The organism is Shewanella violacea DSS12 (assembly GCF_000091325.1).
Lineage (GTDB): Bacteria > Pseudomonadota > Gammaproteobacteria > Enterobacterales > Shewanellaceae > Shewanella > Shewanella violacea.
In genome coordinates this window covers 512518-536684 of the sequence record NC_014012.1, presented here as the reverse complement: position 1 = coordinate 536684, position 24167 = coordinate 512518, and the positions used below count along the sequence as shown (strand labels likewise).

The window sequence follows — 24167 nt, the reverse complement described above, 5'->3', positions numbered from 1 at the left end:
CAGACTAGTGATTGGCTAGTCGATAGACTCACTGCTTCCATCGCCAAGTTCCACGCTATCGACACGTTGTAATCCCCGTGGCAATTTAGCCCCTCTCCTACCCCGCTCACCACGATAATGCTCTAAATCACTGGGTTTAAGCGTCAGCTTACGCTTACCAGCCCAAAGAGTCACAGAAGTACCTTCGGGGACCACATACAGGTGTGTGAGCAACTCTTCTCTGTTCTTCGCTCTTTCCGTTGGAATGCCTATGATCTTATTCCCCTTGCCCTTAGATAACTGAGGCAAGGCTTCCATAGAGAATAGCAACATTCTGCCTTCATTGGTGATGGCCAGAATAGACTCGACTTTCGACTTATCCACCAACTTAGGTTTAATGACTTTAGCGTTAGCCGGCAGGCTGAGCAGGGCTTTACCCGCTTTATTTCTAGACACCATATCTTTATATGAGCCGACAAATCCATAACCAGCATCAGAAGCCAGCAGATAGAACTTATCTTCATCACCCAGCAGAACATGCTCCATCACCTCACCCGGTGACAGGTTAAAACGCGTGGTGATGGGCTCACCTTGGCTTCTCGCCGAGGGTAAGGTATGAGTCTCTGTAGCAAAGGCTCTACCGGTTGAACCTATAAATACCGAAGGCTGATTACTTCGACCCGCCGCGGAGCAGAGGAAACCATCTCCAGACTTGTAAGACAATCCATTACCATCGATATCATGTCCCTTGGCGCAGCGAACCCAGCCTTTCTCGGACAAGACAACTGTCACCGCCTCTACCGGAGATAATTCATGTTCTGTCAGCGCCTTAGACTCGCTACGCTCCACTAGAGGAGAACGCCTATCATCACCGTAGGTTTCACCATCTTGTATAAGTTCTTTCTTGATCAGGGTCTTCAGGCGTCTATCTGAGCTCAGCAGTAGCTGTAGCTTGTCTCGCTCAGTTGCCAGCTCACCCTGCTCCGATGTGATCTTCATCTCTTCAAGTTTGGCCAGATGGCGCAACTTAAGATCTAAAATAGCATCGGCTTGAATGTCAGAGACCTTAAATCTCGACATCAATTCGGCCTTGGGGTTCTCCTCATAACGGATGATCTCTATCACCTCGTCGATATTAAGAAAGGCAACCATCAAGGCTTCTAAAATATGTAATCTGGCTAAAACCTTATCCAGTCTGTGGGTGATTCTTCGAGTCACTGTTGTTAAGCGAAACTCCAACCACTCGGTCAAGATCTGTTTAAGCCCTTTGACTTGGGGTCGCCCGTTAAGTCCCAGGATATTCAGGTTCACTCGGAAATTTTTCTGCAGATCTGTCGTCGCAAACAGGTGAGCCATGAGTTGATCACAATCGACGCGATTAGAACGCGGTATCACCACGATACGGACCGGATTCTCGTGATCAGATTCATCCCTGAGGTCGACAACCATAGGCAGCTTCTTAGCCTGCATCTGCGCGGCAATCTGCTCTAAGATCTTACCACCACTGGCCTGATGTGGTAGAGCCGTGATGACGATTTCACCATTCTCAATAGCGTAAACCGCTCGCGCCTTTATCGAACCTTTACCGGTCGCATAAATTTTAGTGATATCCGCCCTGGAGGTGATAATTTCTGCCTCGGTAGGATAGTCAGGGCCAGGCACAAACTCCATCAAACGCTCGAGATCCGCTTTAGGATTGTCCAAGAGTTCAACACAAGCAGCAACTAATTCTCGGGTGTTGTGCGGCGGTACATCTGTCGCCATACCCACGGCTATGCCTGTAATACCATTGAGTAAAATATGCGGCAGGCGAGACGGCAGCACCAATGGCTCTTTCATTGTGCCATCGAAATTAACCCCCCAATCGACTGTGCCTTGTCCTAACTCACTGAGCAGAACTTCTGCAAACTTCGATAATCTTGCTTCGGTATAACGCATAGCAGCGAATGACTTGGGATCATCTGGTGCTCCCCAGTTTCCCTGACCATCGACCAGTGGATATCGGTATGAGAAAGGCTGCGCCATCAATACCATGGCCTCATAACAGGCACTATCTCCGTGAGGATGGTACTTACCTAATACATCACCCACTGTACGTGCTGATTTCTTATGCTTAGACTGAGACGATAAACCTAACTCACTCATGGCATAGATGATACGGCGTTGGACTGGTTTCAAACCATCACCAATATGCGGCAAGGCCCGGTCCATGATGACGTACATGGAATAATTTAGATAAGCATCTTCCGTAAAGCGGCGCATCGACATCTGCTCTACACCATCGAGACTTAAATCTATTGCATCATTCATTTTTCAGTATCCTCTGCTTGCGCAGCTTGTTCTATTTTTTTCTTAACGGTATCTTTGTAATACAAACGGTAGATATTGCCTTTAAGATTATCCGATATATACATGGCTCCATCGGGAGCCGTTAATAAACCATAAGGTCTTGCTACGGGAAAACCGCCATCTAAGAAGCTAACCACAGTACTGCGCTTAATGACCTTCTGCCCTTCAATCGCTAACATCACCACCTGATAACCAATTTTACTCGAACGATTCCAGGAGCCATTTTCGGCGACAAACATCTGATTATGATATTTAGCAGGAAACTGCTGCCCACGATAAAAATGCAGGCCCATTGGAGATACGTGGGCAGGTAATTCGTAGTTAGGCAGAGTTATTTTCAGGTTTTTAGGCTTATCGTAGGCAGGCTCTATAACCGAAGCACCGTGAATATAGGGAAAACCAAAGTGCTCTCCGTTTTTTTCTAGCCGATTAATTTCATCGGGAGGAAGTCTATCCCCCATCCAATCTCGTCCTTCATCGGCAAACCATAAGGCACCATCAATAGGCGACCAGTCGAATCCCGTCACATTGCGAATGCCCATTGCGACTTGCTCGCTACCGCCAGTCTTTAAGTCTATGGCAATAATACTGCCAAAAGGAGCGACTGTCTCACAGACATTACAAGGTGCACCTATAGCCACATACAAGCGACCATCTGGACCAAAATGCATAGCACGTCGGCTCTTATTGCTCTTACCTGGCAGGCGGTCATAAATGACTTTACCGCGCCCAGGCCGACGCAAGCGATTCTCGATATTGACAAACTTAACTATTTTTTCATCGACAGCCACATAGAGGTCACCATGGTGAAAAGCGATAGCTTCTGGATTATCTAAGCCTTTTGCTATTGTGTAGCGCTTATCGACTCGGCCATCGGCATTGCTATCGACCAGAGCCACAATGGCACCCTTCTTGTGGGAGCCAACAAATAGCGTGCCCTTATCTCCGAGTGCCATCTGCTTGGCATCACCAAGCTCTGAGGCATAGAGGGTTAAGCCGAAGCCTTTAGTGACGGTTATCATCATGGGCTGTGCGGCCAGTAATTTTTGGCTAAATAGCACAGCGGCGCAAGCAAACACTATGCTCCACCTTCGTTGATTTTTTTTCTGATTCAACAACATTATTGTTTTAATTGCCTAATTATTCTAATTATTGGAGGCATTTCACTAAAAATCAGCAAGATTACCTTTAGATTCTAACCATATCTTACGATCACCAGAGCGTTTCTTGGCCAGTAACATATCCATCATAGATATGGTCTCTTCGACATCATCTATGGTTAACTGTACCAAACGACGCGTGTTGGGATCCATAGTCGTTTCTCGTAACTGAAGTGGATTCATCTCACCCAGTCCCTTAAATCGAGTAACCTGAACCTTACCTTTCTTTTTCTCAGCAGCGATACGATCCAGTATGCCCTGCTTTTCTGCTTCGTCTAACGCATAAAAAATTTCTTTACCTATGTCGATACGAAACAAGGGGGGCATAGCCACATAAATATGGCCCTTTTCGACCAAGATCTTGTAGTGTTTCATAAACAGAGCACATAACAAGGTCGCAATATGCAGTCCATCGGAATCAGCATCGGCTAAGATACAAATTTTACCGTACCTGAGCTCGGAAATATCACTGGAATCAGGATCACAACCTATTGCGACCGAGATGTCGTGTACTTCCTGAGACGCCAATACCTGACTGGAATCCACTTCCCAAGTATTCAGGATTTTACCACGCAGAGGCATAATAGCTTGAAATTCTCGATCTCGAGCCTGTTTAGCACTACCTCCCGCCGAGTCACCCTCCACCAGAAACAGCTCTCCACGCATAGGGTCTTGACCGCTACAATCGGTCAACTTACCCGGCAGCGCAGGGCCTGACGTCACCTTTTTACGGGCAACTTTCTTAGCCGATTTTAAACGTTTATGAGCATTATTGATGCACATCTCTGCCAATGCCAGAGCCTGTTCGGTATTCGTATTAAGCCAGAGGCTGAATGAATCTCTGACTATGCCGGAAACAAACGCCGAACTCTGACGACTAGAGAGTTTCTCCTTAGTCTGGCCAGAAAATTGCGGATCCAGTAACTTAATCGACAGGATAAAACTGCTGCGGTCCCAGATATCTTCTGGGGTTAACTTAATGCCTCTGGGCATTAAGTTTCGAAATTCACAAAACTCGCGCATAGACTCAAGCAGACCTTGCCTGAAACCATTCACATGAGTACCACCTAAGGGAGTGGGAATAAGGTTCACATAACTTTCGTTAAGATATTCCCCGCCTTCTGGTAACCAGGTAATAGCCCAGTCAACCGCCTCATTATTACCTTTCAAGCTACCAATAAATGGCTCTTCAGGCAGCATAATCGCATCTTTAGTCGACGACTGTAGATAATCAGTTAAACCGCTCTCATAGAACCATTCTTGAACTTCATCTGTCTGCTTGTTAGTGAATTTGATCTTAAGACCGGGACAGAGAACCGCCTTAGCCTTCAACAAATACGTCAGTTTAGGTACGGAAAAATTGGCTGAATCGAAATAGCTGGGGATGGGCCAGAAATGAACTCTGGTACCTGTGTTTCTGCGACCACAAGTGCCAGTTTCTCGCAGCTCTTCCACCATATCACCATTTTCGAAGGCAATATCATAGACAATGCCGCTGCGTCTCACGGTAATTTCAACACGACTCGAGAGCGCATTCACCACCGAAATACCCACTCCGTGCAGACCACCTGAGAATTGATAGTTATCGTTAGAGAACTTACCACCCGCATGCAGCTTAGTAAGAATAAGTTCAACTCCGGATATCCCCTCTTCAGGATGAATATCCACAGGCATACCACGACCATCATCGATAACCTCTAAAGAGTTATCCTTATGCAAGGTGATTTCAATCTTAGTTGCATGTCCCGCCAGAGCTTCATCGACACTGTTATCGATAACCTCTTGCCCCAAGTGGTTTGGGCGCGTGGTGTCGGTATACATACCTGGACGGCGTTTAACGGGATCTAGCCCATTTAGGACTTCGATGGAATCAGAGGTATATTGATTTGTCATGGCACACACAATTTATAGTTATTAAGGCCATGTTGCGGCCCGATATGGTTACTTGTCAAGAAAACAGAAACTGGCAGATTGAATGCATCTGCTTGTCATAGCCCACAAAGCTATGATTGCCACCGGATTGAATCAAAAGCTGACAACAGTGATATTTCTGCACTGCTTGTCGATAATCCAGGACTTCATCACCCGACTGCAGTAATACTAAAAATCGGTCGGGATTTAGAATAACTTGAGTATTAAAAGCGGCAACCTGGTCTTTATGCTCAGGTAGAACCTGATAATACTCATCGATATGGGGATTATACTGCTGACCCATAAATTCATCGAATAGCTCGAAAGGCGTCACTGCAGGATTAACTAATACCGCACGTCCACCATACTTCTCGGCTAAATAACTCGCAAAATAACCGCCAAGTGAAGACCCTATGTAGGTAAGCGCCTCTCCATTATCTAGGGCAGTCTCGACAAGGGCCGACAATAATTCCATCGCCTCTTTGGGAGTCGATGGCAATTGAGGCTGATGGAAATTCAGATCGGGATAGTGTTCAGCGACAAATTGCGCAGTGACACGCCCTTTATCTGATAACGGTGAGCTATTGAACCCATGAATATAAAGCAGCATATTTCCTCATACACGGATTCTTCCATCATCGAATAATCATTCAAAAGAATGATGGAGCAATTTTAATAAATGATCAATTGGATGCTAACACTTGCTTACGTTTCTACCAAGTGATTAGGCTGCAAAGGAGGGTAAAGCAGTACATTTACAATGAAACACCAATATCATTTTGCTTGTGCTTCTGAACAAGTAAACAAACTCAGCCTTAATAACCTCTGGCATTTCTATCGGGGAAGAATTTATCACCGAGGACACGATGCACATTGGTTATCATACTGCCATCGCTTTTAAGCTCCAACTGTCGATACCCAGGTTGTAGGGCATCCAGTGCAAAGTAAGACGATAGAGGCTTAAATTGGATGCAGGTTGAAGGCGTAGACATCAAGTGGATAATACCATGCATGCCTTGGTGTTCTTCATCCAACTCCTGATGTACATGACCCCATAGCAAGCCTTTGACTTGCGGGATCTGCGCCACTTGCTCGATAAAGTCACTGCCATTATCCATACAATGTTGATCTAACCAACGGCACTTTACCAAAATAGGGTTGTGATGCATCACCAGCAAGACATGGCGTTCCGGTTGATCGGCTACTGCACTTTTAATGATCTCTATTTCACTGTCCGACATGTGTCCACCCGGCTTTCCTCTCACCGTAGAGTCCAACATTATGATTTGCCAGTTGCCGGCTAAGATTCGACGCTGGCCGAATATCTTGGCTCCCTGCATATGCAGACTCATAACACGAGGATCATCATGATTGCCTGGCAAGTAATGACAAGGTAGATCGAGAGGCGCTATGGAGCGCACGAAGCTGTGGTATGACTCACCCGAATAATCTTGGCTGATGTCTCCGGTAGCCAACATAAGATCTGCCGGAAAATCCCCAGTCTTTATGGCATTCAGCACAGACTCCAGACTCTTAGCTGTGTTAACACCTAAAAGTTGAGAGCTGGGATCGGCAAACAGATGAGGATCGGTCACTTGCACGATTCTCACACTTGCCTTCTCTTCAAGAGAATAAGAGATAGCCTCTTTTAACACAATAAATCGACCCTAAGATTCAGCCAAACAAACTACACTCGTGTGGTTATCAATCCTTAATAACTCTTCCAAAAAAGCATTCACTCGATACTTCTCGTCACGATGGTGCATACGTAGATTTGGATAATCATATACCGGACTAAGTTGATAAATCTGTCGACTAGTTAACACTTCTGCCAATTTAGCATCATGATATACACGAACCGAGATCTTAGGGGGGTCAACAAAACCGCTTGTATCGACATTTCTTGAGATTTCGATCAATTGGGTATAGCGAGTGTTTTCCAGCAAGCGAACATCTAAAAAACCGAATTCACCTTTAACCTGCCAACTCGCCCCCTGCTCAGCACCATCGGGTAACCAGCGAAGAATATGGAAGTAATTACGCCCACACAGGGCGAGAAACCGATTAATATTCGGTTGATATCTCTTTGGATTTAAGCTGCTAGCACTACTCACTTACCGACTCATCCTCAAGTTTACTCTAGGTCACAGGCTTGAATGCAAGATGTTTTCAGCTGACTTTCTGATTCAAGCCTCACCATTACAATTCAATAACATTAAGCGTATTCATCAACTAATACAGGCATAACTTGTGTAGTTTAGAATAATTCAGCTGACACACACATCATTTAAGCTATTCACTTAGCTTTACGCAAATTCAAATAATTCAGCTCTAGCCACTGCAGGCCAATAACAGTAGACGCATTATTAATTGTACCATCATTTACAAATTTAAAAGCTTGTTCCCTACTGAATACGTGAACCTGGATATCTTCATTTTCATGATCGAGTCCATGTACCCCATGTGCTTGACTCGCATCAATTTCAGCCCAGAAAAATTCAAATTTTTCACTGGTCCCGCCTGGGCTCGCGAAATAACTGGAGATCTTCGACATATGTTTAGCCGTAACTCCAGCCTCTTCGGCAAGCTCTCTGTGTGCCACGCCCTCTGCCGTCTCTCCCTTTTCAATCATACCCGCCACTAACTCAAGCATCCAAGGGCTCTTTGCCTTTGCTAATACTGGAATGCGTATCTGCTCGATCAATACCACTTCATCCGTCACTGGGTCGTAAGGTAATACTACAACGGCATCACCTCGCTCAAAGACTTCTCTGTGAACTTCATCACTCCAGCCCCCCTTGAACAACTTATGCTTAAACCGATAAACATCTAAAGAGAAAAACCCCTTAAATACAGTCTCTTTTCCTAACAGAACTACATCTTCTTGATCAAACTTCTGTTTCATCTCACTACCTCAGCTGGATCAATCCAGTATTAAATAATCTTCAAAAGTGTATAAGAAACACACTAGAAAAGAGTCAATGCTATTTAGACAGAAATAACATAATAAAAATTAAAAACTGTTACACTTCTAAGTTGACTTGAAAACAGGTAATTCCTTAATATCTATGTCTTACATAGCTATTAAGATTTGGCTAGCAGGCCAGGCCATTAAGTTTTGATGTATCGGGAAGCGTCGGGAAGCGCAAACCGCCTCGCTATTATTACGCGTGGTATCACTTAACTCTATAAAAGTTAAACGGCTCCTCCACTGGAGGATTTTGTCTAAAAGGACGACCAATGAAATTCAAGATCCGAACTATATGTGCAGCGCTCACGCTGGCATTCAGTACTTCTGCTGTACAAGCCGACGATTTACTGCAGATATATCAACAAGCGCTAACCAGTGACCCTATCGCCCTGCAAGCTCAGGCTAAACGCGATGCCCTGTACGAAAAAATTGAAGAAAACCGCGCGCCGCTACTGCCAACTATAAGTGCACGAGTGGGCTATAACAAGAATTGGATCAATAACGAATCTCCTGAGCCTAACACGGATTCAAGTGGCGTAAATGCTGGCGTGACACTAAATCAAGTCATCTATGATCACAGTGCCTGGGTGGGATTGAACCTAGCCGAATTAGCGGCCTCTCAAGCCGATGCGACTTACGCGTCATCACTACAAACTCTGATTATCCGCGTAACCAGTGCTTATTTCTCGGTGTTATCGGCTAAAGATACCTACGAGTTTCAGGGATCGGAAAAGCGCGCGATTGAGCGTCAGCTCGAACAGACAAAACAAAGATTTGCCGTTGGTTTGACTGCCATAACTGATGTTCATGAAGCTCAGGCTCAGTATGACTTAGCTCGAGCGCAAGAGATCTTAGCTGAGAATGAACTGACCAATAGTTATGAGGCGTTACGTGAGATTACAGGCATAGAACATAATTCTATCAATATCTTAGATACCGAGCGTTTCAGTGCAGTTACCCCATCTCCTACCAGAGCCAATGATTGGTTAAAGATGGCCGAAGCCAACAGTGTCGATCTACTGACGACGCGTATAGGTAAAGATATGGCACAAGAAGCCATTAGTCTCTATAAAGCCGGTCATATGCCGTCCCTGAGTCTAAATGCGGGTTACACAACCAATATACAGCAAGAAAATAATAATAATGATGCACGTGATTTTGACAACGGCACAGTAGGCCTGACCTTGAGCATACCTATTTTCGAAGGTTTCAAGGTCACCTCTCAAGTGAATCAGGCTCAATATCAGTACGTGGAAGCGAGTGAGAAGATGGAACAGACTTACCGTAAAGTAGTTAAGGATGTTCGTAACAACTTCAACGACGTAGGTGCTTCAATCAGCTCAATCCGTGCCTATGAGCAATCAGTAATCTCATCAGAGAGTGCACTAAAAGCGACTCAGGCAGGTTTTGAAGTTGGTACTCGAACCATAGTCGATGTACTTAACCGTACACGTGATCTGTATGACTCTAAGCGAAAGCTATCTGATGCCCGTTACGGATACATCAATTCAATACTCGCACTTAAACAAGCGGCAGGTACCTTGAATGAAGATGATGTTATCGCCATCAACAATGGTTTGACTGCACAGACAACACAGACGACCACTCAGTAACGAGACAGTCTGTGATTTAGTCCTAAGCTAAGTTATCCACTGAGGATAACTTAGGTAGAAACCGCCATGCTAATAATAGTTGGCGGTTTTTTTATGTCTAAACACAAATTATATAAGTGTAAACAAGTTAGCAGGTCTTGCGCCCATATCTAAAGACCATATAAATTTCCCAATAAAAAACCGCCAAATGGCGGTTCTTATATCAAGCTTAAAGCACTAGATTTAGAAAACTAGTTCAACACCTGCGAAGAAGCCATTAAACTGAGTATTGGTAGTGACACCATCGAAATCATTCACATCGAAGTTAAAGTCACGGTAACCCACGCGCAGCTTAGTATCCAAAACCATGCCATCAAACTGCCAACCCAGACCGACAGAGTAATCATAGACACTAGACTCATCGATACCCATCATTACATCGGCAAAGCCATATAAGCCTAGGCCAGGAATGCCGACTTGCGCCTCGGCATAAGCCATCACTATGCCACTATCCAGCTCGATTTCTGAATTTACACGGCCGCTTGTCACTCTATCATTTACACGGAAAGATCCATGCATCATCTTATAAGCCGCACCAAGATCTAAGGAGACTAGATCGTTATCTAACAGCTCGTAATAAAGAATAAAATCGGTGTTGCTTAGATCTGTACTAGTACTGATCTCGCCGTTGTAGTCCTGGCCGGCAAACGCAAAACCATCTGCCACACCATTACCACTAGTATCCAGACGGTTCTCTCTAATTTTTACATTAGGCACCAAAGGGATCGGATGTTCGAAGGCAACCCATATGCTACCTTGAGAAGATGAGCTGTAGTTAAAATCTTGCTGTGTTTGACCATTCTCAGCAAATGTACCACTGGTATCTGCCTTCCAATAATCGCCACCGACCTTAAAGCCTATCAGTGTTGAAGCCTGTGCAGATGTGCCTACTAAGCTAGCCAAAAGTGCACATGCAAGTAATGTTTTTTTCATTATCTAATTAACCTTTAATCAATAAATTTGTTAGATCAATCACCGCAGCATTCGCGCGGGAAATATAATTTGCCATCACCAAAGAGTGATTAGCGACTACGCCGAAACCCGAACCATTTAAGATTACAGGGCTCCAAACAGCTTGTTGTGTTTCTTCTAATTCACGAATAATCTGTTGCAAACTAACTTCGGCATTCTTTTTACGCAATACATCGGCAAAATCAATTTCAATAGCCTTCATAAAGTTTAATAATGCCCAAGTTTCACCTCGAGCCTCATAAAACACATCGTCGATCTTCCACCAATTGGTCTTAATCTGTTGACTGGCCTGCTTAGGTGTAGACTGAGAAGCCTCACTGTCACCGGCTAAGTCTGTGTTTATGCGATCCTGACCTACGCTGGCAGAAAGACGCTGAGACATACTACCTAAACGTTTCTGCACCTCTTTAAGCCATTCATTGAGATTATCTGCTCTGGCATAAAATTGTGCATCTTGATTATGGGTATCCGATATTTTAGCCCGATAAAGCTTGAGTAATTTGATGGCATCTTTATATTCGCCCTCGGCACTGGGGGCTAGCCAGCTGGTATGCTCTATATTGAGTTTAGAGTGAGCGGCTAGCAAATCTTTATCAGACAGAGACTGAGACTGAGAACGGCTGAATTCTTTGCGCATGATTAAGGCAAGATCTCGTACCTGCTCCAAGGCCCCAAATTCAAAGGCTGGCATATTATCCATAAAGATTGACGGAGGAGTCACATCATTAGATAACCAGCCACCTCTCTTGTTGAGTAAGGTTTCCATGGTAATAATGAGTGACGTCGTCGTAGCATAGCCCACGACTTGAGGCCCTTCAGCTACTTTTAATTGCTGCGCCTTAATCGCATCTGGTGCAACACTCCACCAAACACTAATAAGATAGCCAATAAATATGATAAGGACCGCAATACCCGTCCACTTTTTCCATGTCATTTGCATCTGATACACTCCGGTAAATTCCAAACGAGATTAATTATGATGGTGATGGCCTTCCGACTTAGTCATTGCCTGTTTACTCACCATCAAGCTCACGGGAAGCTCTGAACCATTATCAAATTTAAGGGTTAAATTGACTGACTCCCCCGAAACTAATGGCTGCTTCAAACCGAGTAACATGATGTGCTGACCCGACTCGCTCAAGGTTAAACGCCCATGCTGAGGAATAGTAAAGCTTTCTACCTGACGCATCTTAACCATACCGTCCTCTTCAATAACGGTATGTAACTGAGCTTCTTTGACAAAACCGGCCTCGACAGCAACAAGCTTGATCGAAGGGCCATGATTCTCCAGGGTTAAATACGCCGCGCTATTTGGCACGCTAGGCGGCATAGCCCTCACCTGACCATCCACAAGCACAACATTGGCCATGGCAGAGAAAGATGCCACCCAAAGTACAACAAAACTAAACACGTGTTTGAATTTTTGCTTCAATGTCTTAAACTCCATTTAATCCCATTCGTCTTAAAGGAGAAAACGCAATGAGTACAATTCAGGTTAAGGATGAGCAAGGCGTAAGAATTATCACAATTAATCGCCCTGAGAAGCGTAACGCTCTCAGCCTTGAGATGTATACTAACCTCACAGAATACCTTATCCAAGGTGAGTCAGACAACGCAATTCACTCCTTTTTAATCAAAGGTCAACAGGATTGTTTTACATCAGGCAATGATGTAGCAGACTTTTTAAAAAATAGTAACTTAGATAGCGAGCACCCGGCCTTTAAGTTTCTGTTTCATCTGTTGGATCTAAAAAAACCACTCGTTGCTGCGGTCACTGGGGCTGCAGTAGGTATAGGTACCACTCTACTACTGCATTGCGATCTGGTTTATGCCGATAACACGGCAAAGTTTCAATTACCTTTTGTTAACTTAGCCCTAGTGCCAGAAGCTGGCGCGAGTCTACTGCTACCACAACTCGTTGGACCACAAAAAGCTGCCGAATTACTGCTACTCGGTGAAAGTTTCGATGCTGAAACAGCCAAAACACTCAATATTATCAATGATGTTATTCCATCGGAGAGCATTTTTGACTTTGCTTTAGCCCAGGCAGTTAAACTCGCTAAACAACCACCTCAGGCACTTCAGGCTACTCGCGCATTACTAGGTACAAATAAAGACTTAGTACGTCAACAGATGAAAGATGAGCTAGCCCAGTTTGCTGTGAGATTAAAGAGTGATGAAGCCAGAACTCGCTTCGAAGCCTTTCTAAAAAAATAACGTTTAAATCTATCGGCTCAGCTTACTGAAAAGATCAGGGTCCTTATGGACTCTGCATCTTGATAGAGAAGAGATATCACACTTTGGATAACTTAGTAGGCTCATTCAATCACACTGACTCGACTTACCAAGCCCCCATGCCGCTAAGAGCAATAACATCAAAGGCCAAAGTAGAGAGAAGCCGCTAAAACCCATAACCAGAGCCGCAACTATACATAAGCCAGAGACCAGAGCTAAAATACTAAAAGCGACAGTCAGCCAGAATAAAATAACCACTAGCATCACAGAGATGATAACGACACTACACAGGCTTACATCTATCCAAAAAAGGGGGTCTATATTCAAAAAGCTACCAGAAAAAAACTCAGAGATTCCCCAAGAGTCCAACGCCATGACCAGAGCGGCTATCACTAAGATGACACTACCTAGGCCTAAAAATATATCGAGCGCTCGACTTGCCTTTCTCTTATTTACACGACCCTTGGTTACAAGACTTCTATTTACATAGCTTGGCTGACGCTTCAAGAGTTAGCGTCCCATTTGGGCAGTACTAAGGCGAGTACAAAATAAAGCAAGAGTCCCATGCCTGGATTGAGCAAGATCACCCCAGCCCACACCACTCGAGTCCATAAACAAGACCAGTTAAACTTATTAGCCATCATGGCTGCGACACCACATATCAGGCTAGTTGGTCGTTTCATATGACCCATATATTTATCGGTTGAACTTAAGTAACTCATTTCCCTCTCCTTTAGAGTCGACTTGCTAGGTTTACTTTAGTCCTGGAGCTTGTGGCCAAGAAAGCTGCAAACTAACAGCGCACAAAGAGCAAAACTCAATACTGGCATAAATAACAGAGCCGCTATATCCGCTGTAAACCACATAGTTAATCCTTAACCATAGCGCTAGTGATCACGTTTTCAGGTGTCTTTTGAACAAGCTGATTTGTCTCTTCACTGCCTTTTAGTTCAAACATGGCTTCTGCAAGCTGAGTTTGTAACGACAAGCTGAGCTCGCGTTGGGTAACTTGCATCAGGTCTTGCATTTGAGCACTGATATTCTGTTCAATATTGCTGGTTAAATCCGTAAGAATGAGGCTATCTGCATGAGCTCCCACACTAACTCCCATCAACACTGTGGCCACTAGAGATAACTTTACTATTTTGCTAATCATTAAATTCAACATACTGTCTTCCTTTTCTTTGCTGTCTTTATACTTGAGTGATTTACATATTAGATATTGCGAGCAGCGTGCCAACTTTAACAAAATATAAAAAATCACTAAATAACAGACACTTGTTGTTTTTTGGTTGGCGGTATGTGAGAGCTTTTATGGAAAGATAATAAGCTTTTAGTATTTTTCACCATGGGCTGGTTAAATTCACTAAGTGGTTTTGTAGCTGACTAATTCTGGCTGAAATGAAATAAAAAAACCGCCTATAAGGCGGTTTATGCTTTTGTGACTAGTGGCTAGCAATCTATATTTTTTCTAGCCTGCTCAATGACTTCTATTCCGGCCCCTGGTTTATGAGCATTTTCACTAATATAGCGTCTCCAGGCTCTGGAACCTGGCTCTCCTTGATACATACCAGTCATATGGCGAGTAATATGGTTTAACCTGCCACCATCCATAAGATGTTTCTCTATATAAGGAATAAATTTATCTAAAACAGCATCTCGGCTCAGCACAGGTTTATTACTCCCGCAGAGTCGCTGATCCACTTCGGCCAATATATAAGGGTTTTGATAAGCTTCCCGGCCTACCATGACTCCATCGATATGCTGTAAATGCTCATGACATTCATCGAGTGTTTTAACACCGCCATTGATGGAGATATGAAGATCCGGATAGTCCTTCTTTAGCCGATACACACGCTGGTAATCCAGAGGGGGGATCTCGCGATTCTGCTTAGGACTCAAGCCCTGTAGCCAGGCCTTTCTAGCATGAACAATAAAAGTATCACAGCCCACATCGCTGACGGTGTCGACAAACTCACTCAAAAATTCATAACTGTCTTGATCATCTATGCCAATACGAGTCTTAACCGTCACAGGAATATCCACGACTTGCTTCATAGCGGTGACACACTCGGCGACAAGTTTGGGCTCAGCCATAAGACAAGCCCCGAAGCGACCACTTTGAACCCGATCCGAAGGGCAACCCACATTCAAATTGATCTCATCATAACCACGTTCCGCAGCTAACTTGGCACAAGTCGCTAAATCATGATGATTCGAACCACCTAACTGTAATGCTAATGGATTCTCTTCACTGTTATAGGCAAGATAATCCCCTTTACCATGAATAATCGCACCTGTGGTCACCATCTCTGTATAAAGTAATAGCTCTGTAGACATGATGCGCGCCAGGTAGCGGTAATGGCGATCGGTCCAATCCAGCATAGGAGCAATTGAGAAGGTGCGATTAATTTTTCTAACAGGCATAAACTGCATATCCAACTGTTTTATTGACTTATCTTAACCGACTGATTTTCGAATCAAGGGTCTTATTTGCTAAAAATTAGCCCGATGTGGCCCTTTTAGTTCCCATTTGGAGAGCTAAAAAACTATTTCAGGGAGCAAGATCGGAGGAATTTGGTAATCGCCCATTATAGCATTACCGAAAGAGATAATTTAAGGGGACTTGTATTATAACAATGGGGATTAGATGTTCATGGGATCAACAGCCCCTAGTCTCAATCGAAACGCCTTGAGCTAAACTGGTATGAAAATATTCCGCATAACATAAACCTGCGAGTAAATTGCCGCTTCCATAGCCTATGCGTGAAAAACCATTGTCTTCATAAACACCGATATTGGCATAGTTTGCGGTCCGGGTTAGATTATTTTTACTCTCACTGTCAGCGGCACCTAGCTGCAAAAATGTTTCTAAAAAATATAGATTTGGATTAGTAGCCTCACTCTTGGTCTCAGGATAGCCACGATAAAACTGGTAGCTACCGAACTGAGTGTCTAGATTCACATTATCACCCAGTCCATTGTCGATTTGAGCCTTCATATGCACCATTTTCAGTGCATCTTCGATACTTCCCTGAAAACCACTAACGCTACTGGTTTTTGCATCACGATTTAAATCCATGAAACGAGGAGCTGCTACCACTGCTAATATGCCGAGAACGATAATCACCAGGATCAATTCAATCAAGGTAAATCCATTAAGCCTTTGATATTTATCGCTAGTTCTATAATGCTTCATAATAGTAATTGAATTCACTTCAGAGGTGTAATACACAGGTATAACCATGGGCCCAGTGTAACCTAGAGTGTTTATCTACAAAATGTAAAAGTTACTAACTTGCTAATATTTACGATGTGCGCCACACGTAAAACACAAGAGTTGAATACAAGCGACCCGAGTCATCACATAAATTACTTGCCAGATATAGAGATATTAAATCTGTATAAAAACAAAAATAGCCTAAGCTTTATAAAGGTGTATATACCATAGCCCCAGCAGTTCTAAATGAGTATCTGCTAGTTTGCTAACAACGGAATTTTTATGAACGTTAATTTCATTAATCCTTTTCTCGAGTCTTTGCTGAATGTCATCTCGACAATGGCGAACATGAAACTCAATCCAGGAAAACCAAAAATAAAAACTGACAATCTTGCCAAGGGAGATGTTTCAGGCCTGATAGGCATGGTAGGTCCGCAGACCAAGGGCTCCTTATCGATCACCTTCGAACAGGGACTCATCTTAGAGATCATGCAGAATATGTTGGGTGAAAACCCAGGAGAGATCAATGATGAAATCACAGATCTCGTGGGTGAGATTACTAACATGGTGACAGGTGGAGCTAAAAACATATTGGGAGAAAAAGGCTATGATTTCGAGATGGCCACTCCCGTTGTTGTTGCAGGGCTTGGCCATCGTATCTCACACCAGGCCGATGGTATGAAGATCATCATGCCATTTACCAGCCCCCATGGCTCAGCCTACATAGAGATCTGTTTCGAAAAATAGCAGGAATGATTAGATAGAAGAGCATGCCTCTCCGATCAAATCATAAACAAATGGGATCAGTGTAAACTTTATTCGATGCCCTTTAATCTGACAGCCAGAACAGTCGCTATTTTCTCAAGCCTGACCCGCTTTGGTCAAAAACGTGTTTAGCCGTCACCTTTTAAGCTCTAATCAAAGAGATTAATCGTCAGGTGTGAACGCGGCTGCGAGCTTCCAAAACAAGGATGTTTTGGTAGAGCCCACAGGGAAGACTCTTATGAAATCAAGAGCCGGCGCCTCGTAGAAGTGTTTGCACATTCGCCTGCTGCAAGCAATAAACATCAATGAAGCTATGGCATTCATAAACCAACAAAATCAGCCGCATGAACCCACAACGGATATTTCAATAACTTGTTATCCAACAAGTAGATTAGAAGGGCTGATTAACCATGACCCAAAATTGATTGGAGTCTTGACCATGGGCGAACTCGGCTCTTACCACGACACTTTCGACTTCAAATCTAGCCCCTGCACCTAAGGTCCATTTCATATCATCATGAAGTTCACTGGCACTGAAGCTGTCGGCAACTTGTCCTGCTTCAGTAAATACTACCCACTGCCACCAAGGTACATCATAAAGATTAAACAAGGGTAGGCTCTGCAGGGGTTGCCATGCTGGCTGCACTCGATATTCGGCAGAGTAAAGCACCGCACTTCGACCAACAAACTGCCTACTTGAATAGCCCCTTAAGTGTTCGAAACCACCTAGACTCACTCCAGAGAAAGAGGGAGGACGATGAGAACCAGTTGAATTGTCTTCATCTTTGCTCCATGTAGGCGTATCGGCAAGGTAAAAGTTTAACGCCAAAGTCTGCTGTGGAAACCAAGAGCTCCCCCCAAGAGAGAAGAAGGCACTCTGCTCGAATTCCCAAGTTGTCCAACTTTCCCTTCCACCTGAGTCTGTGCTACTCGACGATCCAAAATCACGAGTAAAGATCAGGCTAGTTTCGCCTCCACGAGTACTATTTTTACCATTATCACGATTATCCCAATCCAGTTTTAGTTCGAGTCCTTGAGCCTTAGTGGGTAAATCATTATAACCAACTAATTCCTGAGTTTTGACGAAAGGCGTTAACTCTATGCTACTCACCCCCGACTTAGTGGGATCCCAACTGAAATTATCGTTATTTCTCGATGGTATCAGACTCAGTGCAGCGCCATCAGCCCCTCTCCCAAAAGGCAGCACATATTTAATATGTAGCTTATAAAATGATTCATCTCCCTCAGCCAAGATACGATTTCTCTGACTCGAATCAGTAGCAACGGGTTCTAAACTTCCCTCGCCAGCTCCTTGAGGTACAAAATAGATCCCCTCTTTAAAATTCGCCCGATAAAACTCACCAGAAAAAAGCCACTGATCTAACTTAGGCAGTTGGTAATTAGTCAGGCCTAAATAACTAACCCAACTACTGTTACTACTATAGAGACCGATACCTAATATGGATGCTTGGGCCTGCCCCGCATGCTTGAGTACCCCGGCGCCACCGAATGTGGTGCTTAAGGTTTCCGTTGAAAAAATAAAGGGCACGGCGACAAATTCAGGTTCGAACTTGTTTTCTATCTGCTCAGGCTCAGTACTGACAAGAGGCTCAACGACATTGCCGTCTTCATGGACCTCTGTATCGGTGATATTCATTGCTGAACTATCTAAGTTTTGGGCCGCAACGGGAGAAGCTGCGATGACACTAACAAGCATCAGCGCAGAAAGAAGGGGATTGTAGTATTTCAAAATATTATCTCATTCGATAACAAACATCCGGTTCATTGAATCGATACAACTAAGAAAATAGATCTACGTGTTTATTCCATGCACACGGCAACACGAGGAGTTAATTTTGTCACTAGTTCATAGGCAATAGTGCCTATATGCTCGGCAACCACTTCAACCGGTAAGGCACTGCCCCACATTATGGCCTCATCACCAATACTGTCGGTAGAGTCCAATCCGAGATCAACCGTCAACATATCCATAGAAACACGTCCAACTATGGGTACCAGACGTCCATTAACCCACACCGGAGTTCCCTCTGGTGCATTTCTTGGATATCCATCACCATAGCCGATGGCGACGACGCCAAGCTTAGTCTCTTCTTTGGCCCGCCAATAACAGCCATAGCCAGCAGGATCACCAGCCTTATGCTCTCGAATGGCGATAAGCTGAGATATCAGCTCCATTGCCGGTTGCAGACCATGATTCTTACCTAAATCCCCCACTACAGGGGAGACACCATAAAGGGAAATCCCCGGGCGAACCCAGTCTTTATGACTATCTGGCCAATATAATGTTCCTGCCGAGTTAGCTAACGTAGTCTCGCCTGGTAAGTTTTTTGCCAAACGATTGAATATATTTAGCTGCTCTCGAGTATAAGGGTTATCCGGCTCGTCGGCACAGGCAAAATGAGACATTATTTTGATTGGTTTGGCCACTTGAGGACAATCCAGCAGTCGCGCATACACATGCTCAAATTGCTCGGGGGTAAAACCTAACCTATGCATACCAGTATCTAACTTTAACCAGACGTTAGCAGGCTTAGATAAGCTTGCCTGCTCTAACATCTCCAGCTGTTTCTCGTTATGAACAACTGTCTCTATGTCCTTCATCACTAAGGTGGTCAAGTCTACCGGCCTAAAGAAGCCTTCCAGCAAAATGAGCTTAGATGTCACGCCGCCATCTCTTAATGCTATTGCCTCTTCTAAACGAGCCAAGCCGAACCCATCAGCATCTTCGATGCATTTAGCTACGTTCAATAAGCCGTGGCCATAACCATTCGCTTTAACGACCGCCATGATTTTACTCGCAGGCGCGATCTGTCGCAGGCGGGCTAGATTATTCTTCAGCGCTTTACAGCTGATCTCTGCACGGGGAAATGGCTTCAAAAATTAACCTTATCAATGAATCGGTACCTAGGGCCCGATTCAAGCTGTGATATGAATATAAGCACTAAATTTATATAGAGATGTGCCAATGATCAATTATCAACACTCTATATGAATCAAGTTTAATCTCGGCTTAAGCGCAAGATTAGCCTTACGCCTTACCTGTGGGAAAGAACTAAGAATTAGTCTTCATCAAACTTGGGGCCGGCATAATTATCAAAACGAGAGAATTGCCCTTGGAATGTCAACGGAACACGCCCAATGGGACCGTTACGTTGCTTACCTATGATAATTTCAGCAACACCTTTATGCTCAGTATCGTGGTTGTACACCTCATCACGATAGATAAACATGATTAAATCGGCATCTTGCTCAATCGCACCAGATTCACGCAAATCTGAGTTAACAGGGCGTTTATCGGCACGTTGCTCCAATGAACGGTTGAGCTGTGACAGTGCAATAACCGGAATCATTAACTCTTTAGCTAACGCCTTAAGTGAGCGAGAAATTTCAGAAATTTCTAAGGTACGGTTATCTTTCAGAGCTGGCACCTGCATCAACTGCAGGTAATCGATCATGATCATCGACAGGCCTCCGTGTTCACGGGCGATTCGTCTGGCCCTGCTTCGAACATCGGTTGGAGTCAGACCTGAGCCATCATCTATATACATCTTACCTTGCTCAAGCATGATACCCATGGTTGATGAGACACGAGCCCAATCATCATCATCAAGCTGTCCGGTACGTATCTTGGTTTGATCGACTCGGCCTAATGAGGCCAACATACGCATCATGATCTGCTCAGAAGGCATCTCCAAGCTAAAAATCAGTACAGGCTTTTCTTCATTTAGCGCCGCCTGCTCACACAAGTTCATCGCAAAAGTCGTCTTACCCATTGATGGACGCGCAGCCACAATAATCAAATCGCCGCCCTGGAAACCAGCCGTCATCTTATCAAGATCGTGAAAACCACTGGAAATACCGGTCACACCACCTGTCGGGTTATTATAGAGTTCCTCAATCTTATCGACTGTCTTCTCAAGAATAGCCTTGATGCCTTTTGGACCATCGTTCTCATTAGTTCGAGACTCTGCAATCTTAAAGACTTTGGTCTCAGCAAGATCCAGTAACTCGCTGGAATTACGCCCTTCAGGGTTAAAACCTGCATCGGCGATCTCATTGGCGACCTTGATCATGTCGCGAACAACCGCTCGCTCACGAACAATCCCCGCATAAGAAACTATGTTACCCGCGCTAGGAGTATTCTTGGCAATCTCACCAAGATAGGCAAAACCGCCGGCATCTTCTAACTGATCTTCAATTTCTAATTGCTCAGAAACGGTGATCAGATCTATGGGATGACTGGCAGCAGTTAAGGTTGCCATCGCATTGAAAATCATCTTATGAGAGCGAGAATAAAAATCTTCTGCAACAACCGCTTCAGACACCCTATCCCAAGCATCGGAATCCAACATTAGACCACCGAGTACAGATTGTTCGGCCTCTAACGAATGTGGTGGCATCTTAAGAGCATCCATCTGGATATCTCTAGGCTTCTGCTTGGCCTTAAAGGAACCTTGACCTTGTTGTGACATTTAATCTCCAAATTCCCAACTATTACACTAAATATGATATAAAACTGACTCAATAAAAACAGGAAGTGAACAACTTCCAATCCAAACAACAATTAAAATAAGGAATCACTATGCGCAATGCATTGATCTCAGCATTAGTGCTGTCATCTGGAGTGGCATTTATCTCTCTCGAGACCCATGCAGATGAGGGGCAATGGCAGCCTTATCAAATGCCATCGATTGCAGATAAGCTTAGCGAAAGAGGAATCGACATTCCGGCAAAACAGTTAGCCGACCTCACTCAGTATCCGATGAATGCAGTTGTCGGACTCGGCTATTGTACAGCCAGTTTCGTCTCCCCCCAAGGGTTAGTTGTCACAAACCATCACTGCGCATATAGTGCCATTCAATACAACAGTAAAACAGAACACAATTATATTGCCGATGGCTTCCTGGCAACAAGTAAAATCGATGAACCAAGCGCGGGTCCAAACGAAAGATTATATATTACCGAGGCAGTAACAGATGTCTCCGATCGAGTCACCCAAGGCTTGAGCCAAGAGCCCTTAGCACGTTATCAAGAGATACAATCAAATAGAAAATCTTTAATTAAAAGCTGTGAGAGCGATGACAACTATCGCTGCTCAGTCAGAAGCTTCCATAGCGGCCTCGAATATTACCTTATCAAGCAACTGATTATCCGTGATGTGCGCCTCGTTTATGCACCACCTAAGAGTGTCGGCGCCTTCGGTGGCGATATCGACAACTATGAATATCCACGCCATGCCGGAGACTTCACCTTCCTGCGCGCCTATGTAGGCAAAGATGGACAGCCGGCTGCATATTCTAAAGATAATGTGCCCTTCGAACCTAAGAGCTATCTGAAAATTAATGCCGATGGAGTAAAGGCTGGTGATGGAGTATTTGTCGCCGGATACCCAGGCTCTACCAGTCGCTATCGTTTAACTAGCGAGCTTAAATTTGCCAGTGACTGGCTCTACCCAACCTTAGCGTCTCGCTATCAACTGCGTATAGATACCATTGAGACCATGGGAAACAGCAATCACGAAATTGAGCTCAAATATGCCGGCACCTTAGCCTCTATGGCTAACCGTATGAAAAAATATAACGGCCTACTCGATGGCTTTAAAGCCACCGACATAGCTGGCATTAAGCAGAGCCGTGAAGATGGCTTCAAGCAATGGTTAGCAACCGATAAGACCTACCAGACTTATCAAGCCAAATTCGATCAACTCGAGCTTCTACTCACTAAGAAACGTGTCGATAACCAGACACGTTACTATTTCGAAAATGCCCAATCTAGTGCGCTTCTGGCCGCGGCCAACAAGCTGTATCGATTATCGAAAGAGAAAGTCAAACCCGATGCAGAGCGAGAAGAAGGCTACCAAGAGCGAGACATGAAAATGTTCAAGGCTCGACTAAAACGAATCGATTCCAGCTTCGATGCTTCAGTTGATAAAGCCCTGTGGCAACAAGATCTACAAGCTTACATTGCGCAAGAACATCGTGTCGCGGCGCTGGATAATATGCTTAACTATGTTGATGAATCTGTGACTCTGTCGGATAAACTAGCTGGACTCTATTCTCTGACATCCTTAACCGATAAGGATAAACGTTTAGCCTGGATGGACGCCAAAGCTGGGGATTTCGAGACCAGTGCAGATCCTTTTATCCGTCTTGCCGTAGCCCTGTTTGATACCAATATGGCCCAAGAGAAAGACAAGAAGACACTAGCGGGTCAGCTGTCCCAGGCTCGCCCCGATTACATGAAAGCCATCATTGCCTATTACAAAGCCAACGACTGGCCTGTCTACCCCGATGCTAACGGTACTCTAAGAATCACCTACGGCATGGTAGACGGATATCAGTCGAAAGATGCCTTATATAAACAGCCTTTCACTCGCCTCGAAGGCATCACAGCCAAGCATACAGGCCTAGCGCCCTTTAATGCGCCACAGAAAGTCTTGGATGCCATTAAAGAGCAGAGATTTGGCAGCCACAAGGTCGCCTCAGTCATCAAGGATCCCAGCACTTGGTTGTGTCGACTTTTTTCTTGCTATAAGCCGGAAGAGTTTAATTCAGTACCAGTAAACTTTCTCTCCAGTGTCGATACCACAGGCGGAAACTCAGGCTCTCCCGTGTTTAACGGCAAGGGAGACTTAGTTGGTCTAAACTTCGATTCCACCTATGAAGCGATCACCAAGGACTGGTTCTTCAACCCTACTATCACCCGCGCCGTGCATGTGGATTTCCGCTATATCCTCTGGATGATGGATGAAGTGGACCATGCTGATAACTTGATAGCCGAGTTGGATTTAGTTAGAAACTAGATGGAAATGGTTCCTAGGGCCTAAGTTTCAGTGATTAGGCCCTATATTTTGGTATTAACCATGTAAAAAACAGTGATTACAACCTTCTACCAATCCCTACACGGGCGGCTTCGCCTGTTCGACGAGCTTA

At 44.4% G+C, this 24167-nt stretch carries 22 protein-coding genes; 4 read left to right on the top strand and 18 right to left on the bottom strand.

Annotation, left to right across the window (positions count from 1 at the left end; genetic code table 11):
- Nucleotides 1-15: 15 nt before the first annotated feature.
- The 7 genes from parC to nudF form a co-directional block, all read right to left on the bottom strand.
- The gene (gene parC, locus SVI_RS02190) at nucleotides 16-2289 is read right to left on the bottom strand and encodes a DNA topoisomerase IV subunit A (RefSeq protein ID WP_013049753.1); all 2274 of its coding nucleotides are present in this window, start codon (nucleotides 2287-2289) and stop codon (nucleotides 16-18) included.
- Entirely contained in the window at nucleotides 2286-3449 is a 1164-nt protein-coding gene (locus tag SVI_RS02185) for a PQQ-dependent sugar dehydrogenase (RefSeq protein WP_041419591.1), read from the bottom strand. Before SVI_RS02185 ends, parC begins: the two co-directional genes overlap by 4 nt.
- 45 nt (nucleotides 3450-3494) lie before the next feature.
- Nucleotides 3495-5381: a DNA topoisomerase IV subunit B gene (gene parE, locus SVI_RS02180; protein WP_013049751.1), complete on the bottom strand. Its 1887-nt coding sequence runs from the start codon at nucleotides 5379-5381 to the stop codon at nucleotides 3495-3497.
- A 55-nt stretch (nucleotides 5382-5436) separates the two neighbouring features.
- Complete coding sequence (locus SVI_RS02175; RefSeq protein WP_013049750.1) at nucleotides 5437-6009, bottom strand: YqiA/YcfP family alpha/beta fold hydrolase; 573 nt, start codon at nucleotides 6007-6009, stop codon at nucleotides 5437-5439.
- Between the two features lie 205 nt (nucleotides 6010-6214).
- Nucleotides 6215-7054: a 3',5'-cyclic-AMP phosphodiesterase gene (cpdA, locus tag SVI_RS02170; RefSeq protein WP_013049749.1), complete on the bottom strand. Its 840-nt coding sequence runs from the start codon at nucleotides 7052-7054 to the stop codon at nucleotides 6215-6217.
- A 12-nt stretch (nucleotides 7055-7066) separates the two neighbouring features.
- Nucleotides 7067-7513 carry a DUF1249 domain-containing protein gene (locus SVI_RS02165; RefSeq protein WP_013049748.1) on the bottom strand — a complete coding sequence of 149 codons (447 nt, stop codon included), beginning with the start codon at nucleotides 7511-7513 and terminating at the stop codon, nucleotides 7067-7069.
- A 182-nt stretch (nucleotides 7514-7695) separates the two neighbouring features.
- Nucleotides 7696-8304, bottom strand: a complete 609-nt coding sequence (nudF, locus tag SVI_RS02160; RefSeq protein ID WP_013049747.1) for an ADP-ribose diphosphatase — start codon at nucleotides 8302-8304, stop codon at nucleotides 7696-7698.
- A gap of 335 nt (nucleotides 8305-8639) precedes the next feature.
- Here nudF and tolC point away from each other — a divergent pair, with 335 nt between their 5' ends.
- Entirely contained in the window at nucleotides 8640-9983 is a 1344-nt protein-coding gene (gene tolC / locus SVI_RS02155) for an outer membrane channel protein TolC (RefSeq protein WP_013049746.1), read from the top strand.
- Nucleotides 9984-10205: 222 nt separating this feature from the next.
- Here tolC and SVI_RS02150 read toward each other — a convergent pair whose 3' ends face one another.
- The 3 genes from SVI_RS02150 to SVI_RS02140 are packed head-to-tail and all read right to left on the bottom strand — an operon-like array spanning nucleotide 10206 to nucleotide 12441.
- On the bottom strand, nucleotides 10206-10955 hold the full coding sequence (locus SVI_RS02150) for a TIGR04219 family outer membrane beta-barrel protein (RefSeq protein WP_013049745.1): 750 nt from the start codon (nucleotides 10953-10955) through the stop codon (nucleotides 10206-10208).
- A 7-nt stretch (nucleotides 10956-10962) separates the two neighbouring features.
- Entirely contained in the window at nucleotides 10963-11934 is a 972-nt protein-coding gene (locus SVI_RS02145) for a DUF2333 family protein (RefSeq protein ID WP_041419590.1), read from the bottom strand.
- A gap of 30 nt (nucleotides 11935-11964) precedes the next feature.
- Nucleotides 11965-12441, bottom strand: coding sequence for a copper chaperone PCu(A)C (locus SVI_RS02140; protein ID WP_041419589.1), 477 nt, complete (start codon nucleotides 12439-12441; stop codon nucleotides 11965-11967).
- 32 nt (nucleotides 12442-12473) lie between these two features.
- On the opposite strand from SVI_RS02140, the gene SVI_RS02135 reads away from it, so the two are divergent.
- On the top strand, nucleotides 12474-13211 hold the full coding sequence (locus tag SVI_RS02135; RefSeq protein WP_013049742.1) for an enoyl-CoA hydratase-related protein: 738 nt from the start codon (nucleotides 12474-12476) through the stop codon (nucleotides 13209-13211).
- Nucleotides 13212-13316: 105 nt separating this feature from the next.
- Here SVI_RS02135 and SVI_RS02130 read toward each other — a convergent pair whose 3' ends face one another.
- From SVI_RS02130 to SVI_RS02110, 5 genes are all read right to left on the bottom strand, one after another.
- The gene (locus SVI_RS02130) at nucleotides 13317-13736 is read right to left on the bottom strand and encodes a hypothetical protein (protein ID WP_157608644.1); all 420 of its coding nucleotides are present in this window, start codon (nucleotides 13734-13736) and stop codon (nucleotides 13317-13319) included.
- Nucleotides 13733-13951 carry a PspC domain-containing protein gene (locus SVI_RS02125; protein WP_013049740.1) on the bottom strand — a complete coding sequence of 73 codons (219 nt, stop codon included), beginning with the start codon at nucleotides 13949-13951 and terminating at the stop codon, nucleotides 13733-13735. Before SVI_RS02125 ends, SVI_RS02130 begins: the two co-directional genes overlap by 4 nt.
- 146 nt (nucleotides 13952-14097) lie before the next feature.
- A complete protein-coding gene (locus tag SVI_RS02120; RefSeq protein WP_013049739.1) occupies nucleotides 14098-14397 on the bottom strand; it encodes a hypothetical protein in 300 nt (99 codons plus the stop codon).
- 284 nt (nucleotides 14398-14681) lie between these two features.
- The gene (gene dusA / locus SVI_RS02115; protein ID WP_041419588.1) at nucleotides 14682-15656 is read right to left on the bottom strand and encodes a tRNA dihydrouridine(20/20a) synthase DusA; all 975 of its coding nucleotides are present in this window, start codon (nucleotides 15654-15656) and stop codon (nucleotides 14682-14684) included.
- Nucleotides 15657-15891: 235 nt separating this feature from the next.
- Complete coding sequence (locus tag SVI_RS02110; RefSeq protein ID WP_041420175.1) at nucleotides 15892-16428, bottom strand: type II secretion system protein; 537 nt, start codon at nucleotides 16426-16428, stop codon at nucleotides 15892-15894.
- A 303-nt stretch (nucleotides 16429-16731) separates the two neighbouring features.
- Between SVI_RS02110 and SVI_RS02105 the strand changes: the two genes are divergently transcribed.
- A complete protein-coding gene (locus tag SVI_RS02105) occupies nucleotides 16732-17196 on the top strand; it encodes a chemotaxis protein CheX (protein ID WP_013049736.1) in 465 nt (154 codons plus the stop codon).
- Between the two features lie 409 nt (nucleotides 17197-17605).
- On the opposite strand, the gene SVI_RS02100 is transcribed toward SVI_RS02105, so the two are convergent.
- The 3 genes from SVI_RS02100 to dnaB form a co-directional block, all read right to left on the bottom strand.
- Nucleotides 17606-18931: a BamA/TamA family outer membrane protein gene (locus tag SVI_RS02100; protein WP_049791017.1), complete on the bottom strand. Its 1326-nt coding sequence runs from the start codon at nucleotides 18929-18931 to the stop codon at nucleotides 17606-17608.
- Nucleotides 18932-19035: 104 nt separating this feature from the next.
- The gene (alr, locus tag SVI_RS02095; protein WP_013049734.1) at nucleotides 19036-20112 is read right to left on the bottom strand and encodes an alanine racemase; all 1077 of its coding nucleotides are present in this window, start codon (nucleotides 20110-20112) and stop codon (nucleotides 19036-19038) included.
- Nucleotides 20113-20294: 182 nt separating this feature from the next.
- Nucleotides 20295-21707, bottom strand: coding sequence for a replicative DNA helicase (gene dnaB, locus SVI_RS02090; protein WP_013049733.1), 1413 nt, complete (start codon nucleotides 21705-21707; stop codon nucleotides 20295-20297).
- A gap of 110 nt (nucleotides 21708-21817) precedes the next feature.
- On the opposite strand from dnaB, the gene SVI_RS02085 reads away from it, so the two are divergent.
- Nucleotides 21818-24037, top strand: coding sequence for a S46 family peptidase (locus tag SVI_RS02085; RefSeq protein WP_013049732.1), 2220 nt, complete (start codon nucleotides 21818-21820; stop codon nucleotides 24035-24037).
- The last annotated feature ends 130 nt before the right edge of the window (nucleotides 24038-24167 follow it).

Bases quoted from the DNA above. Each gene is read 5' to 3' on its own strand.
- nudF (WP_013049747.1), bottom strand. From the start codon at position 8,304: ATGAAACAGAAGTTTGATCAAGAAGATGTAGTTCTGTTAGGAAAAGAG.
- SVI_RS02135 (WP_013049742.1), top strand. From the start codon at position 12,474: ATGAGTACAATTCAGGTTAAGGATGAGCAAGGCGTAAGAATTATCACA.
- SVI_RS02085 (WP_013049732.1), top strand. From the start codon at position 21,818: ATGCGCAATGCATTGATCTCAGCATTAGTGCTGTCATCTGGAGTGGCA.
- tolC (WP_013049746.1), top strand. From the start codon at position 8,640: ATGAAATTCAAGATCCGAACTATATGTGCAGCGCTCACGCTGGCATTC.
- SVI_RS02145 (WP_041419590.1), bottom strand. From the start codon at position 11,934: ATGCAAATGACATGGAAAAAGTGGACGGGTATTGCGGTCCTTATCATA.
- SVI_RS02140 (WP_041419589.1), bottom strand. From the start codon at position 12,441: ATGGAGTTTAAGACATTGAAGCAAAAATTCAAACACGTGTTTAGTTTT.
- parC (WP_013049753.1), bottom strand. From the start codon at position 2,289: ATGAATGATGCAATAGATTTAAGTCTCGATGGTGTAGAGCAGATGTCG.
- SVI_RS02175 (WP_013049750.1), bottom strand. From the start codon at position 6,009: ATGCTGCTTTATATTCATGGGTTCAATAGCTCACCGTTATCAGATAAA.
- SVI_RS02100 (WP_049791017.1), bottom strand. From the start codon at position 18,931: ATGCTTGTTAGTGTCATCGCAGCTTCTCCCGTTGCGGCCCAAAACTTA.
- SVI_RS02120 (WP_013049739.1), bottom strand. From the start codon at position 14,397: ATGTTGAATTTAATGATTAGCAAAATAGTAAAGTTATCTCTAGTGGCC.
- SVI_RS02125 (WP_013049740.1), bottom strand. From the start codon at position 13,951: ATGAGTTACTTAAGTTCAACCGATAAATATATGGGTCATATGAAACGA.
- SVI_RS02105 (WP_013049736.1), top strand. From the start codon at position 16,732: ATGAACGTTAATTTCATTAATCCTTTTCTCGAGTCTTTGCTGAATGTC.
- dnaB (WP_013049733.1), bottom strand. From the start codon at position 21,707: ATGTCACAACAAGGTCAAGGTTCCTTTAAGGCCAAGCAGAAGCCTAGA.
- SVI_RS02185 (WP_041419591.1), bottom strand. From the start codon at position 3,449: ATGTTGTTGAATCAGAAAAAAAATCAACGAAGGTGGAGCATAGTGTTT.
- parE (WP_013049751.1), bottom strand. From the start codon at position 5,381: ATGACAAATCAATATACCTCTGATTCCATCGAAGTCCTAAATGGGCTA.
- SVI_RS02150 (WP_013049745.1), bottom strand. From the start codon at position 10,955: ATGAAAAAAACATTACTTGCATGTGCACTTTTGGCTAGCTTAGTAGGC.
- SVI_RS02110 (WP_041420175.1), bottom strand. From the start codon at position 16,428: ATGAAGCATTATAGAACTAGCGATAAATATCAAAGGCTTAATGGATTT.
- dusA (WP_041419588.1), bottom strand. From the start codon at position 15,656: ATGCCTGTTAGAAAAATTAATCGCACCTTCTCAATTGCTCCTATGCTG.